The organism is Luteimonas panaciterrae (assembly GCF_020511115.1).
GTDB lineage: Bacteria > Pseudomonadota > Gammaproteobacteria > Xanthomonadales > Xanthomonadaceae > Luteimonas > Luteimonas panaciterrae.
In genome coordinates, this window is sequence record NZ_JAJAVH010000001.1 from 901,327 (window position 1) to 915,058 (window position 13,732).

Sequence of the window (13,732 nt, forward strand, 5' to 3'; positions counted from 1 at the left end):
GTTATGCGTTCGAGAAACGCCTCGCGCGATAACTTGCGAGATCGGGTGAGGCGCAATAGAGGGTGTCGACGAAAGCATTCCTTTCGAACCACATCACTTCCATGTCCCACAGGCAGAACGAAAAGCGCGCGGAATCTTCCACCCAGCCGGTGTCGGTTTCTACCGACACCGAGGTGAACAGCTCGTTGTCATTGCCCCACCAGCCCAGTACCAGATAACGCATGCTGGCGCCGTCGTGGAGGATCGCGAAGGCCGGCGTGGAAGGCCAGTCGATGGCCCGATCCGCCTTGATGCGGGTGAGACGTTCCAGGTAGGGTGATTGATCGACGGGACCGCCGTGCGTGGAGATCGTGTAGAGCTTCACGCCGTCCTGGTCGAGCCAGTCGGGCGCGCTCTCGGTTTTCCGCGTCTTGTACGTTCCCATGCGTGCCGTCTCGGCCTCAGAAGCGCGGCTTGTCGGGCGAGGTGCCGTAGCGCTCGATCGATTCGAGCAGGATCTGCTTCGCCTCGGCGGCATCGCCCCAGCCGTCGAGCTTCACCCACTTGCCCTTCTCGAGATCCTTGTAGTGCTCGAAGAAGTGGCCGATGCGCTCCAGCCAGTGCGGCGTCACCTGGTGGATGTCCTCGATGTGGGCGTAGCCGGCGAACACCTTGCTGACGGGCACGGCGAGAATCTTCTCGTCACTGCCGGCCTCGTCCTTCATGCGCAGCACGCCGACCGGACGCACGCGGATCACCGAACCCGGGATCAGCGGCAGCGGCAGCACCACCAGCACGTCGGCCGGATCGCCGTCGCCGCACAGCGTGTGCGGGACGTAGCCGTAATTGCACGGATAGCGCATCGGCGTGGACAGGATGCGGTCGACGAAGATTGCACCGCTGGCCTTGTCGACCTCGTACTTGACCGGCTCGGCGTCCTTGGGGATCTCGATGATGACGTTGACTTCGTCCGGCGGGTTGTTGCCGGTGGGGACGTGGTCCAGGCCCATTGCGTGGTGACTCCGAATCGATGGAAGGGGTGAGGGGCCAAACCGGCGCCCTATCGGCACTGGTTTAGTCCCGAACGCCCGACCATGGATGGCCGGGCCGGGGGTTCCGAAGCTGGAGAGCGCCGTCATGGACGGCAACAGCATCCAGCCCGTAGGAGCCACATTCTACCGGCTCCTGCTGCAACGCAGCATCCACGTGTCTACACGACATAGGGTCAACCCGAGTTAGGGAACGCCCCAGCTTGGCCGGGTACATACGGGTCCGTATATCTAGACCTTCATTCGATTCTGATGACCCAAGAGAAGGGGATACCGATCCATGAGCATCGATCTGCCACCGCCGCCCCCACCGCCACCGCCGCCTCCCCCGCCGCCACCGGAGACCAAGGCCAACGGATACTGGGACAACCCGGCCCAGCAGGATGCCCTGAGCGGTAATCCGACCCTGACGGCACCCGAGACGACCCCGCAGGAACCGAAGGCGGCCACCGGCGACGCGATCGCGATCGACGGCGGCGCCACCGGCACCCGTCTGCCTTCCGGGCAGACGCCCGATGGCAAGGAAATCAGGACCGCGCAGCTGGCGCAGGGCCAGCAGGCCCAGATCACCCGCGAGCAGACCCTCGCCGACGCCGGCCTCGGCCGGACCTACGTCAGCAGCAACCAGCTCGTGGTGACCACCCAGGGCACCGGCAACGACGATGTCCAGGTCACCCAGCGCGACGACGGCACGCTCGATGTGTCCGTCAACGGCGAGAAATACGAAACCCGCCTGGCCCAGGGCCAGGAACTGACCTTGCGCACCGGCGCCGGCAACGACGTCATCAATGTCGCGCCGAACGTGAAGGTCAATATCGTGGTCGACAGCGGCGACGGTGACGACACCATCACCACCGGCGCGGGCGAGGATCGCATCGATGCGGGTGCCGGCAACGACACCATCAGCACCGGCGCGGGCCGCGACGACGTGTTCGGCAACACGGGCAACGACAAGGTCGATGCCGGTGCCGGCAACGACGTGGTCTACGGCGGCGACGGCGACGACACGCTGGCCGGCGCCGACGGCGTCGACTTCATCGAAGGCGGCAGGGGCGCCGACAGCCTCGACGGCGGCCAGGGCAAGAACATCCTGTCCGGCGGCCAGGGCAACGACACCTTGCGCGCAGGGACCGACGGCAGCCGCTTCTACACCGGCGAGGGCACCGACACCGTCGAGGGCGCCACCACCAACGACAAGGTCTACGCGCAAAAGGCCACCGACATCATCAACTTCGCCCAGGGCCAGCGCGACAACGGCCAGGTCGTGGTCAATGTCGAACTCAACGCCAAGCTGGGCACGCAGGGCGTCAAGGTCGAGGGTTCCGATGCCTTCCGCCAGCGCGTCGAAGCGGAGATCGACTTCCTGCGCAGCTCGCCGAACGGACAGCAGATGCTGGCCGAATTCGACAAGGCCGCCGCCAACGGCAATACCGTCACCATCCGCGAGCTGGCCAACGAGCAGAACGGCTACGCGCAGACGCTGGGCCGCGGCAACGCCGAGATCAGCAACGGCAAGGCCGGGCAAGGCTCGGACGTGCAGATCAGCTACAACCCCTCGTTCCATATGAACGAGTTCCCGGCGCCGGTGGTGGTGCTCTACCACGAGATGTCGCACGCCTATAACGGCGTCAACGGCACCTTCCAGCCGGGCACGTATCGCGGCGAGGGTCCGGACAACGGACAGGTGCCGAATGCCGAGCGTCAGGCCGTGGGACTGGAGACCAGTGCCAAGCCCTTCGATTTCGACGGCAATCCGAACACGCCGGCCACCACCCACAACCCCGATGCGCTGACCGAGAACGGCATGCGCACGGAGCTGGGGCTGGAGCTGCGCCCGAGCTACACGCTGTAAGCACAACCGTTGTTTGACCAGGGGAGCGGGACCGGGGCGGTGCATGGTCAACATGCACCGCTCTTTTTATTGGAGAATCACCTGCATGCATCGCATGAATACAATGTGTCCCATCAACATAAACGGATTGCGCCACGCCGCGATCCTGACGCTCGCCATTGGCCTTGCGCAGCCGGCGTTCGCGCAACAGAGCACCACACCGGATTCCAAGTCAGACGGAGCCACGATGTCAGCCGACGCAAGCCAGACGGTGGTGAGCGGCGAGGGCGCCAGCCTCGAGGCCACGTTCGAGTACGCCGCTTCCGCACGCGCGCTGCATGTGCGCTATCGCCTGCATAACGAAAGCAAGACGCCGCTGATGGTATTCGATCGCGGCAATCGCCATGCGGTGATGACCAAGCAGCTCGTGCAGGGCGAGATCGCCGCGCCGCTGTTCGCCGTCGAGGGCGACGATGTCACGCTCAGCCATCTTGCCTTGCCGTTGCCGCAGCCGGCGCCGACCGTGCCGCCGACGCCGCTGGCCGCGCGCGTCGAATCTAGTGCTTCGCTGACGGGCGAGTTTGAGTTCGCCTTGCCCGTGGAAAACGCGCCCAAGCGTCTGCGCTGGTGTCTGGGGGTGGCGCCGTTCTCGTCAACGGATTTCCAGGCCATCGAGGGTGAATCGGTGTGGACGGCGTCGTTCGCCGTCGCCGAGTCCCAGCAGGTGCTGTGCACGTCTTGGTTCGACGTGACCTCGGCGTCGTTCGAGAAATAAGCGCGGCAATCGGATCGGCGTGCGATAGCGGTCGGGTTTGCGGTTTCGCGCAAACCTCGTTTTGCGCCTGCGTGATTTGTCATGTGGCTTTAATACATTCGCCATCTTGGCCTGTCGCAGTGTGCGTTTCCGATGACAGGTGCGCTTACGATGGCTCGTTTCCCGGTTCCCGCCTTGCTTCTGGCCGGCATGCTCGCCGGCGGTTTCGCGACCGCCGCATCGGCCGCCACCGCCCGCGATAGCTGGGTGATCCAGCAGGTCTACGCCTACAACCATCCCTATGCCGCAACGGCCGCCAACGAGCTGGACGCCAAGATGGCGAAGATGGCGCTCAGTCCGTACGCGTTCTATCGCGGCACCGCCCACCTCTTCTATGAGGACATGCTGACCCGGCCGGCCTCCGCCTACGCCACGGCGCAGAGCGGATACACATGGATCGGCGGCGACGCGCATCTCGGCAATTTCGATGCCTCGCGCAATGCCGATGGCACGGCCGTGTTCAAGGCGGCCGATCACGACGAAGGCTATCTCGGCCAATACGTGTGGGACCTGCGCCGCCTGGCCGCCAGCATGGTGCTGGCCGGCCGCGAGAACGGCCTGAGCGACAGTGCGATCACCACGGCCATCAACACCATGATCGGTGCTTACGCCAGCAAGATGTCGGAGTTCAAGGGCAGCAGCGCCGAACTGAGTTTCGAACTGGTGAAGGGCAACACCACCGGCGTGGTCGACGACACCATCGCCGATGCCGATGGCAAATCCCGTTCCGGTCTACTGTCGAAATACACGATGCTCAGCGGCAGCCGGCGCGTGTTCCAGAATCTGTCCAATCTGGTGAGCGTGTCCGCGCAGACCTACAGCGATATCGGCGGAGCCGCCGGCGCCTATATCAATTCGATTGCATCCTCGAAGCGCTATGCGGCGAATTTTTACGCGGTAAAGGACATACATCAAAAGCTCGATTCCGGCGTCGGCAGTCTCGGCAAGCTGCGTTATTACGTGCTCGTGGAAGGGCCTTCGACGAGCACGAGTGACGATGTCATCCTGGAATGGAAACAGGAAGCGGCCAGTACCGTTGCCACGGCGGCCAACGGCCGTCTGCCAGCTTCCGCATACGACGATAACGAAGGCAATCGCGTGGCGCGCACCGCCAAGGCCCAGCTCATCAAGGCCGACGTGCTGATCGGCTACACGACCGTCGCCGGCCGGCCGTACTACGTGCACGAGAAATCGCCGTATCAGGAAGATTTCGATCCGGCCCTGCTCACCAGCGCCGACAAGTTGAACACTGCCGCGACTTATCTCGGCCAGGCACTGGCATCCGCGCATGCCCTGGCCGATCAGGATTACGACAGCAGCGTCGTCAGCTACAGCATCGACAAGCAGGTCACCGATGCGATCACCAGCGTCAGCGGTTTGAAGGCGGAACTGGTCGCGTTCGCGTTCGACTATGCCGCGCAGGCGGATCTCGACTGGCAGGCGTTCGTCGATGCCTACGATGCCGGAACACCGTTGTATTGAAGCAAGACGCGATCCGTCGGAAGCGACATCTCCGAAACGAAAACGGCGGCCAGAGGCCGCCGTTTTCTTGTTTCCGAAACCACTCTCGATCAAACGTGCAGCAGCGGCACCAGCAGCAGTGCCACGATGTTGATGATCTTGATCAGCGGATTGATCGCCGGGCCCGCCGTGTCCTTGTAGGGATCGCCGACGGTATCGCCGGTCACCGCGGCCTTGTGCGCCTCGGAACCCTTGCCGCCGTGGTGCCCGTCCTCGATGTACTTCTTGGCGTTGTCCCAGGCGCCGCCGCCGGTGGTCATCGAGATCGCGACGAACAGGCCCGTCACGATCGTGCCGATCAGCAGGCCGCCCAGCGCCTTCGGGCCGAGCAGCAGGCCCACCACGATCGGCACGGCGACCGGCAGCAGCGACGGCAGGATCATCTCCTTGATCGCCGACTTGGTCAGCATGTCCACGGCCTTGTCGTACTGCGGCTTGCCGGTGCCCTCCATGATGCCGGGGATTTCGCGGAACTGACGCCGCACTTCCTCCACCACCGCGCCGGCCGCGCGGCCGACCGCTTCCATCGCCATCGCGCCGAACAGATAGGGAATCAGGCCGCCGATCAGCAGGCCGATGATCACCATGTGGTCGGACAGGTCGAAGGCGAAGGTCACGCCCGGATTGGCGGCCTGCAGGTTGTGCGTGTAGTCGGCGAACAGCACGAGCGCGGCGAGCGCGGCCGAACCGATCGCATAACCCTTGGTCACCGCCTTGGTGGTGTTGCCGACCGCATCGAGCGGATCGGTGACATCGCGCACTTCCGACGGCAGTTCCGCCATCTCGGCGATGCCGCCGGCGTTGTCGGTGATCGGGCCGTAGGCGTCGAGCGCGACGATCATGCCGGCCATCGACAGCATCGCCGTCGCGGCGATGGCGATGCCGTACAGTCCCGCGAGCGCGTACGCGCCCCAGATCGCCAGACACACCGCGATCACCGGCATCGCCGTCGACTTCATCGACACGCCGAGACCCGCGATGATGTTGGTGCCGTGGCCGGTGGTGGACGCGGCGGCGATGTGCTGCACCGGCTTGTACTGCGTGCCGGTGTAGTACTCGGTGATCCACACGATCACGCCGGTCAACGCCAGACCGATCAGGCCGCACCAGTACAGGTTGGTGACGCCGACCGGGGAATCAGCCATCAGCTGCGTGGTGATCGGATAGAACGCGATCGCGGCCAGCACGCCGGAAATGATCACGCCCTTGTAGAGCGCGCCCATGATCGAGCCGCCGGTTTTCACCTTCACGAAGAACGCGCCGATGATCGAGGCGATGATCGACACGCCGCCCAGCACCAGCGGATAGAGCACGGCGTTGGCGCCGACTTGTTCGGCCATCAGACCGCCGAGCAGCATCGTCGCGATCACCGTCACCGCGTAGGTCTCGAACAGGTCGGCGGCCATGCCGGCGCAGTCGCCGACGTTGTCACCGACGTTGTCGGCGATCACCGCCGGGTTGCGCGGATCGTCTTCGGGGATGCCAGCTTCGACCTTGCCCACCAGATCGGCGCCGACGTCGGCGCCCTTGGTGAAGATGCCGCCGCCAAGACGCGCGAAGATCGAGATCAGCGATGAGCCGAACGCGAGACCGACCAGCGCGTGCAGCGCGGCTTCGCCGGTCACGCCAAGCTTGGCCAGAACCAGCCAATAGCCCGCCACGCCGAGCAGGCCGAGACCGACCACCAGCATGCCGGTGATCGCGCCGCCGCGGAACGCCACGTCCATCGCCGGTCCCATGCCCTTGCGCGCGGCTTCGGCGGTGCGCACGTTGGCGCGCACCGAAACGTTCATGCCGATGTAACCGGCCGCGCCCGAGAGCACTGCGCCGATCAGGAAACCGATCGCCGTGTACCAGCTCAGCGCGAAACCGATCACCACGAACAGCACGGCGCCAGCGATTGAAATAGTGGTGTACTGACGATTGAGATAAGCACGCGCGCCTTCCTGGATCGCGCCTGCGATTTCCTGCATCCGTTCGTTGCCGGCCGGCTGTCGGTTGATCCAGCCCGCCGAGAACACGCCGTAGAGAATCGCGACGATGGCGCACGCCAGCGCCAGCCACAAACCGTACTGCTCGAGCATGAAACCCTCCCCGGAGATGAATGCCAAAGAAACAACCACAGGACTATGGCATAGCGTAGCCGCATCCCATGTTGCGGTGCGGCGCAGACGAGGTGAATTGGGACCGCCGTAGCGAGGGCATGCGTTTCGATGGCGCCGCTCTCGACGGCGCGTGGACCGATCCAATGATTACGGGGTGTGGGCGCGGATTCAGGCGCCTCGTGCCAGCCTTCCCCGCCAGCTTGTTTTGCCGTCCATGTTCCAGGAGTTCCCCATGCGTCGACTGCTCCTTCCTTGTCTGTTGCTGACCGTGCTGCCTGCCGCGGCTTCCGATCCGGTGCCCGAGATCAAGCGGCCGGAGGCCACTCCGCAAGCCAATGGCGTGGTGCATACCGTGCGCCAGATTCCAGAAACCTGCGCTCGCATCGAGGGTGTGTTCACCGGCCAGGCCGCCGAGCCCTACAAATTCTCCGTGGTGCGGATCAGCCCGACCTGCCAACCGCGCGCGCGCCTCGTCGACGCCGCCAAGGCGAAGCCTTCGGAAGCCGACGGCTGGAAGTTCAATGATCTGATCCGCATCCCCAGCGCCGCCTGTCCCTCGCAGCAAGCCGTGGTCCGGATCTGGCGCCGCTCGGTCGACCAGACCCAGAAACTCGACGGCCAGGGCCAGTCGCGCATCTATCTGGAAGAGGCGAAGAAGACCGCCGCCGCCGGCAAGCTTCAGGCGGTGCCGATGTTCGCGGCCGAGATGGGAGTCGAGGGCAAGAGTTGCCAATAGTTGCGGATGCACGGTGATCGCTGGCCGCGAGGACCGTGATGATCATCGTGCACCGAGGCTGTCCTGCGTCGAATTCACGCAAGGCTCCAAGCCCGCAAAGTGCGGGAATGGAGCCTTGCGTCTTCGTTGACACCCGTTAGGGCTTTGACCATACTCGAACGCGAGTTTGCTGGATTAACTGGCAAACCGCGCTCCCGCCTGGCGAGCGTACGGGGATGGGGCCTTATAGGAAACCGTGCTTGCGCAGGTTAATGGGCTCCGCGTAGGACAACCATAAAACTAGGATCGTTACTCAAATGAAGACGAAGCTTATCCATGCCGCGATTCTCGTCGCCGTGTTGGTGACCGGGTGTGCCACGATGACGACTGACCAGGCCATCGTTCCGCTCCAGACCGAAACCGCCAAGATTCTGGGCTTGGCCTCCTCCGACGAGCTGACCGTGACCAACGTGCGCGCAGGCACTGCCGACTCGCTTGGCGGGCAGGACATCAGCTACGTCGCAACGACGACAAAGGGCAGAAAGTTCGACTGCACCGCTCGCATGATGCCGGGCGTCCTGTTGTCCGCGCCGACGCTGTCGGCACCTTCCTGCCACCCGATCAAGACGCACGACTAAGTGCTGAGCGGGTTCAACGGCGCTGTCCTGTTTCAGGACAGCGCTGGCGTCTTTCGTTCCATGCAGCGATCGTAGGCGATGGCCATCGGCCACTAACCGCCCGCCGCCGCATTGGTGATCTTGCAGAACTGCTCGCGGACTGACTTTTTCGAAGTCAGCATCCCGGTGCTGATCGAAAACGTGATGTTGATCTTGCTGCCCTTGCCTTCCGGCGTGATCGTGACGTGGAGCGGGGCGGTTCTGACGGACATGGCCACCGAGTGCGAGGCGTAGATGGCGCCGGCCTTCTTGTCGCCTCTGACGGTCAAGTAGCCTCCCTTTTTCTCGATGAACTCATAGGCGCCCTTGTAGGCCGCCTCCGTGCGTACGTCCGGCAGGAGGGCGTGGGTGCTGAACTGTTTGCCGCGAATATAGTTGCCCGTGCTGGAGAAATTGCTGGCGCATTCGGGTTGCGCCTGCTTGTCCGCAGCGGACACCGAAGGTGCGAAGGAGATCGCGGACGAGATCATCAGCAACCAGAAGGCATTGCGCATGGAGACCTCTTTGTTTGGCCGTCGCGGTGTGAGTACGGCGATGGTATCGATTTCCGGAGAAGCGTGCGTGGACGATGTGCCGCTGGCAGAGGTGCACGATCCTGAAGTCGGTTTTGTCGTCGAGGCAGCGTTCCAGATGGCTTCGTCATCCACGTCCATGATCCGGCAAAGAGCCGTCGCGTGATGTGAGCATGTTCGCGCCGCGAGCCGGCGCGGCAACAACGGCACGAATCGGAAACGCCGTCACGAAGCGGCTTGCCGCCGCCGGTGGGAATCCGCGCGTTCCGGCGGGCAGAACAGCTGGCCGAGCGCGCCGCGCAAGCCACCCACACGTGCCGCATCGCGGAACATCGCGATCCATTCGTGGAAGGTCAGCGTGATCGGATTATGGCTGTGGATCTGGCCGATGATGCCGTACTCGCACGGCACGGCCGGATCTTCGTCGACATAGGTGCCGAACAGCTTGTCCCAGATGATCAGCACGCCGGCGTAGTTGCGGTCGATGTACTTCGGATTGCGTGCGTGATGGACGCGATGATGCGAAGGCGTGTTGAACACATATTCGAGCCAGCCGAGCTTGCCGACCGCCTGCGTGTGCACGAAGAACTGAAAGGCGAGATTGATCGCCACCACCGCGATGATGTGGGTGGGATCGAAGCCGAGCCAGGCCAGCGGTAGCCAGAACAGCCACATGCCCGAGATCGGGTAGGTGAGGCTTTGCCGGAACGCGGTGGAGAAATTCAAGCGTTCGGAGGAGTGGTGGGTGACGTGCGAGGCCCACATCCAGCGAATCCGATGGCTGGCACGGTGAAACCAGTAGTAGAAGAAGTCCTGGGCGACGAACAGCGCGGCGATCGTCCAGACCGAGGCCGGCGGCAGATCGAACACACGGTATTGATAGACGAGATAGAAGAGGCCGGTGACCACTGTCCAGGCGATCGCGTCGGACGCCTGATGCATGAGCGCCAATACCGCGTTGGAGGCGACATCCTTGAGACTGTAGTTCTCCGGCTGGCGGCGGCGCCAATACAAGGCCTCCCAGATGATCAATGCCAGGAAGACCGGGGCCAGACCGAGCAGAATCCATTTCTCCATCAACCGTTCTCCGGGTGCATCGATTGCTTCAGCAACAGAACCTCGGGGCGCCGGTCAAGGCGTGGCGAGGCCGTGCGCCTGTGATCCGGTCTCGCGCAGGAAGACGGGCAGGTCGCTCGTCGGCGGAAAGCACGGAATCTGGTACATCATCGCCGCGATGTGGCCGCGATGGTAGGTGCCGTGGTTCACCACGTGCAGGACGATGTCGCGGCGGCTCATCGTGCCTGTGCCGCCGCCGATGAAGGTGAATTCGATGACTTCCTCGCCGGCATCTTCTTGCAGCGTCTCGGCGTAGCGGGTGTACCAGGCATCGATGTGTTTCTGGGTTTCGCGCACCTGCGCGAACGGCGGGGACGTCTCCGGGTTGCGCGTCGTCAGGCCATGCGGAACGCCCTCGAGGTGCGACTTCCACACCAGGTCCATCAGGTAGACGTGATTGAGCGTGCGCAGGATGTTGCCGAAGAGGATCTGCCGCGGCTTGGTCAGCTCGGCATCCGGAATCTCGGAAAGCGCGCCGTAAATGAGATCGTTCGCCCATGCTTTGTAGCGGGTGAGCGTGCGAAGTTGCGCGGAGCTTGTCATCTCTGCCTCATGCTTGGATCGAGGGATGCCCGAACTCGTGAGCGCCTATCCCTCCCAGGCCGGCAGCTTCTGCCGCACCGCGACGTTTTTCAAGACGACGTAGTTCGGAATGCCATCGCGCCCGTACGGCGGCGGCGCCTCGCCACGGATCAGCGGCTCCAGGTATTTGCGCGCGGCCGGAGTGATGCCGTAGCCATCCTTGCGGACGAAGTTCGCCGGCATCTTCTTCTCGTGATTGGCCACCTTGTCGAGCGGCGCGGCTTCGATCTTCCAGCGATAGGGCGCGTCCGAGGTGCGCTTGATCACCGGCATCGTCGCGTTCATGCCCTTGAGCGCGAACTGCACCGCGGCCTTGCCGACGGCCATGGCCTGATCGAGGTCGGTCTTCGAGGCGATGTGGCGCGCGGAGCGTTGCAGATAGTCGGGCAGGGTCCAATGCACCTTCAGGCCCAGCTTGTCCTTCACGCGGCCGGCGAGGAACGAGGCGACGCCGCCCAGCTGCGTGTGGCCGAAGGAATCCTTGCCACCGCCCGCGTCGGCGACGAACCTGCCGTCGGCGGTCTGAATGCCTTCGCTCGCGACCACGACGCAGTAGCCGACCTTCGCCACGATCTTCTGCACCTGCGCGAGGAAGTCGGCCTCGTCGTAGGGGCGCTCGGGAAACAGGATCAGATGCGGCGCATCGTCGGCCGTCTTGCCGGCGAGGCCCGCGGCGGCGGCAAGCCAGCCGGCATGACGGCCCATCGCCTCGTACACGAACACCTTGGTCGAGGTCTCGGCCATCGCGGCGACGTCGAGCGCGCACTCGCGCACGGAGACCGCCGTGTACTTCGCCGCCGAACCGAAACCAGGGCAGCAATCGGTGACGGCGAGGTCGTTGTCCACCGTCTTCGGCACGCCGATGCAGGTCAGCGGATAGTTGAACTCGGCGGCCAGCTTCGACACCTTGTTGGCGGTGTCGGCCGAATCGTTGCCGCCGTTGTAGAGGAAGTAGCGCACGTCGTGCGCCTTCAGCACCGCCAGCAGGCGTTCGTAGCGGGCGCGATCGGCTTCCAGCGACTTGAGCTTGACGCGGCAGCTGCCGAAGGCGCCGCCGGGCGTGTGCGCGAGCGCGCGGATCGCGGCGGCGGATTCCTTCGAGGTGTCGATCAGTTCCTCGCGCAATGCGCCGAGGATGCCGTTGCGCGCGGCGAGCACCTTGACCTTGCGCGCGCGCGCCTCGGTGATGACGGCGGAGGCGGTGGCGTTGATGACGGCGGTGACACCGCCGGACTGGGCGTAGAGCAGAGTTCCGGAAGACATGAGGTGGGGATCTGGCTATCCGCCTGCGAGGCGTGCATCGCGGCCCCGAATGGCCTGTCCGCCTGAAGCCGCGCGTCGGCGCGGCTAGGAGCCGGCGCGCGGCCGGGAACCGGAAAGCCGCGCCAGGAGTGACAGCGGCGATCTTAGCAAGATCGTGTTAAGGATCACGCGCCACGGATCACGAGAGAAGTTCTGGCGACTTCGCATGCTCGCGATGCCCGCTCGCCAGGCCGAGTGTCGGAGTATTCGTGGTCGAGACCGCATGCGCCCGCTGCGGCGGAGATGCCAGTTGCACGACATCGCCGTCGGCGGTGCACTTGTCCAGGGAGGCCGTGAATGCATGGCCCAGCGCCTCGGCCTGTTCGCGCCTCAGGCACATCTCGTCGCCAAGGTAGACGAAGCGCAGCTGGCCATGCAGCGAATGGGCGAGGATGCCGAGCGTCCGCATCGTGAACGAGTGCACGTAGGTGGTGAAATCCTTCACCTGCAACGGAGATGCGGCATCGTCGAGCGAGACGTTGCCAAGATTGGAGAGCAGGATCCGGTTCCAGCTGCCGTTGCGGCCCACGGCATCGCCCAATCGCACGATCGAGCGGATCTTTCCGGCCGAAGGTGGTTTCAGCATCTCGCAGAACTGGTACTTGCCGGGAATGTCGGCGATGTCCTGATCGATCTTCCGGCGCATGTCCTCGGCGGTCTCGCGTGCCCGCACCCAGAAATCGCGACGGAGATCCTGTCGGGAAGCGATCTTGAAGGCGCCGCCGCCGAAGAACAGCATGTCGTCCTTCAAGGCGGGCAGTCGTCCGCGTCTGGCGTCGATCGGGCTTTCGATCCAGTCGGGTGCCTGCTTGCCGAGCACGGGCAGGGCCTCACCCAGCGCGACGAGCATCGCGGCATGCAGTGGGACGCCTTCCGTCTTGCAGCGCCGTTTCAGGCGTTCCGACACGTCGTGACTCACTCCCCATTCCAGGCGCACTTCCCGGTTCACGAGAGGGCGACGGGAGGATGGGATGAGCGAGAACAGTGAGTTGATCGCGCGTGCAAGCAGTTTTCGTTTCCAGGCGTGCTTGTCGTGGAAGTCGCCGATGACGTCCTGGATGTCGAGTGCTGTGTAAGGAGTCAATGCCTGATCCGAATGCAGTCCTTCCAGCAGTTCGCGGACGATGACGAACATGCTCATGCCATCGCAGATGCGGTGCGCGCTGGTGATGAGCAGTTCGTCGTGCACGCCAGGCGTGTTGTCATGGGGGCGTCGCAGCCAGACCACGCGCAGTTGCGGCTGATCGTGCGGAAAGGCCGCATAGGCCTCGGTTTCGCACTCGTGGGTGCGATGCTCCGCGGAGACCCATTCGACCACGCGCAGCGGGATCTGCCGCGCCGCGTCGAGTTCGTAGAAGAACTCGCCGTTCGCTTCGTGGATCAGCATCCGTAGCGCTGGATGCTTGCGCTGCATCCGGTCGAGTGAGGCGCGCAGCTTTTCCGCGGTGAGATTGCCTTCGAGGGCGATGCGCCAGCAGAGATTGCCGTCGATCAGACGCTCGATCGTGGAGAGTTTTCGTTTCATGTTG

14 protein-coding genes are annotated in these 13,732 nt (G+C 64.1%); 6 read left to right on the top strand and 8 right to left on the bottom strand.

What is annotated here, in order from left to right; genetic code table 11:
* Position 1 precedes the first annotated feature (1 nt).
* Positions 2 to 424 carry a hypothetical protein gene (locus tag LG367_RS03970; RefSeq protein WP_226467898.1) on the bottom strand — a complete coding sequence of 141 codons (423 nt, stop codon included), beginning with the start codon at positions 422 to 424 and terminating at the stop codon, positions 2 to 4.
* Between the two features lie 16 nt (positions 425 to 440).
* A complete protein-coding gene (gene ppa, locus LG367_RS03975; protein ID WP_226467899.1) occupies positions 441 to 989 on the bottom strand; it encodes an inorganic diphosphatase in 549 nt (182 codons plus the stop codon).
* A 319-nt stretch (positions 990 to 1,308) separates the two neighbouring features.
* On the opposite strand from ppa, the gene LG367_RS03980 reads away from it, so the two are divergent.
* The 3 genes from LG367_RS03980 to LG367_RS03990 all read left to right on the top strand — a co-directional run bounded on the left by LG367_RS03980 (position 1,309) and on the right by LG367_RS03990 (position 5,155).
* Complete coding sequence (locus LG367_RS03980) at positions 1,309 to 2,880, top strand: M91 family zinc metallopeptidase (RefSeq protein ID WP_226467900.1); 1,572 nt, start codon at positions 1,309 to 1,311, stop codon at positions 2,878 to 2,880.
* Between the two features lie 226 nt (positions 2,881 to 3,106).
* A complete protein-coding gene (locus LG367_RS03985) occupies positions 3,107 to 3,634 on the top strand; it encodes a hypothetical protein (protein WP_226467901.1) in 528 nt (175 codons plus the stop codon).
* 150 nt (positions 3,635 to 3,784) lie between these two features.
* Positions 3,785 to 5,155, top strand: coding sequence for a DUF2252 domain-containing protein (locus tag LG367_RS03990; RefSeq protein WP_226467902.1), 1,371 nt, complete (start codon positions 3,785 to 3,787; stop codon positions 5,153 to 5,155).
* 89 nt (positions 5,156 to 5,244) lie between these two features.
* Here the strand turns inward: LG367_RS03990 and LG367_RS03995 are convergent, their stop codons facing one another.
* Positions 5,245 to 7,278 (bottom strand): sodium-translocating pyrophosphatase, encoded by a 2,034-nt coding sequence (locus LG367_RS03995; RefSeq protein WP_226467903.1) that lies wholly within the window; start codon positions 7,276 to 7,278, stop codon positions 5,245 to 5,247.
* Between the two features lie 253 nt (positions 7,279 to 7,531).
* Here LG367_RS03995 and LG367_RS04000 point away from each other — a divergent pair, with 253 nt between their 5' ends.
* Entirely contained in the window at positions 7,532 to 8,035 is a 504-nt protein-coding gene (locus LG367_RS04000) for a hypothetical protein (RefSeq protein ID WP_226467904.1), read from the top strand.
* A gap of 296 nt (positions 8,036 to 8,331) precedes the next feature.
* The gene (locus tag LG367_RS04005; RefSeq protein WP_226467905.1) at positions 8,332 to 8,652 is read left to right on the top strand and encodes a hypothetical protein; all 321 of its coding nucleotides are present in this window, start codon (positions 8,332 to 8,334) and stop codon (positions 8,650 to 8,652) included.
* Positions 8,653 to 8,744: 92 nt separating this feature from the next.
* On the opposite strand, the gene LG367_RS04010 is transcribed toward LG367_RS04005, so the two are convergent.
* A complete protein-coding gene (locus LG367_RS04010; RefSeq protein WP_226467906.1) occupies positions 8,745 to 9,185 on the bottom strand; it encodes a hypothetical protein in 441 nt (146 codons plus the stop codon).
* Between LG367_RS04010 and LG367_RS04015 the strand changes: the two genes are divergently transcribed.
* Positions 9,184 to 9,369 carry a hypothetical protein gene (locus tag LG367_RS04015; RefSeq protein ID WP_226467907.1) on the top strand — a complete coding sequence of 62 codons (186 nt, stop codon included), beginning with the start codon at positions 9,184 to 9,186 and terminating at the stop codon, positions 9,367 to 9,369. The two genes, LG367_RS04010 and LG367_RS04015, sit on opposite strands and share 2 nt — an antisense overlap.
* Positions 9,370 to 9,428: 59 nt before the next feature.
* On the opposite strand, the gene LG367_RS04020 is transcribed toward LG367_RS04015, so the two are convergent.
* The 4 genes from LG367_RS04020 to LG367_RS04035 all read right to left on the bottom strand — a co-directional run bounded on the left by LG367_RS04020 (position 9,429) and on the right by LG367_RS04035 (position 13,728).
* Positions 9,429 to 10,280: a sterol desaturase family protein gene (locus LG367_RS04020; protein WP_226467908.1), complete on the bottom strand. Its 852-nt coding sequence runs from the start codon at positions 10,278 to 10,280 to the stop codon at positions 9,429 to 9,431.
* A gap of 54 nt (positions 10,281 to 10,334) precedes the next feature.
* Positions 10,335 to 10,862 (bottom strand): DinB family protein, encoded by a 528-nt coding sequence (locus LG367_RS04025; RefSeq protein WP_226467909.1) that lies wholly within the window; start codon positions 10,860 to 10,862, stop codon positions 10,335 to 10,337.
* 45 nt (positions 10,863 to 10,907) lie between these two features.
* Positions 10,908 to 12,164 (bottom strand): 6-phosphofructokinase, encoded by a 1,257-nt coding sequence (locus tag LG367_RS04030; RefSeq protein WP_226467910.1) that lies wholly within the window; start codon positions 12,162 to 12,164, stop codon positions 10,908 to 10,910.
* 178 nt (positions 12,165 to 12,342) lie between these two features.
* Complete coding sequence (locus LG367_RS04035; RefSeq protein WP_226467911.1) at positions 12,343 to 13,728, bottom strand: condensation domain-containing protein; 1,386 nt, start codon at positions 13,726 to 13,728, stop codon at positions 12,343 to 12,345.
* Positions 13,729 to 13,732: the final 4 nt, after the last annotated feature.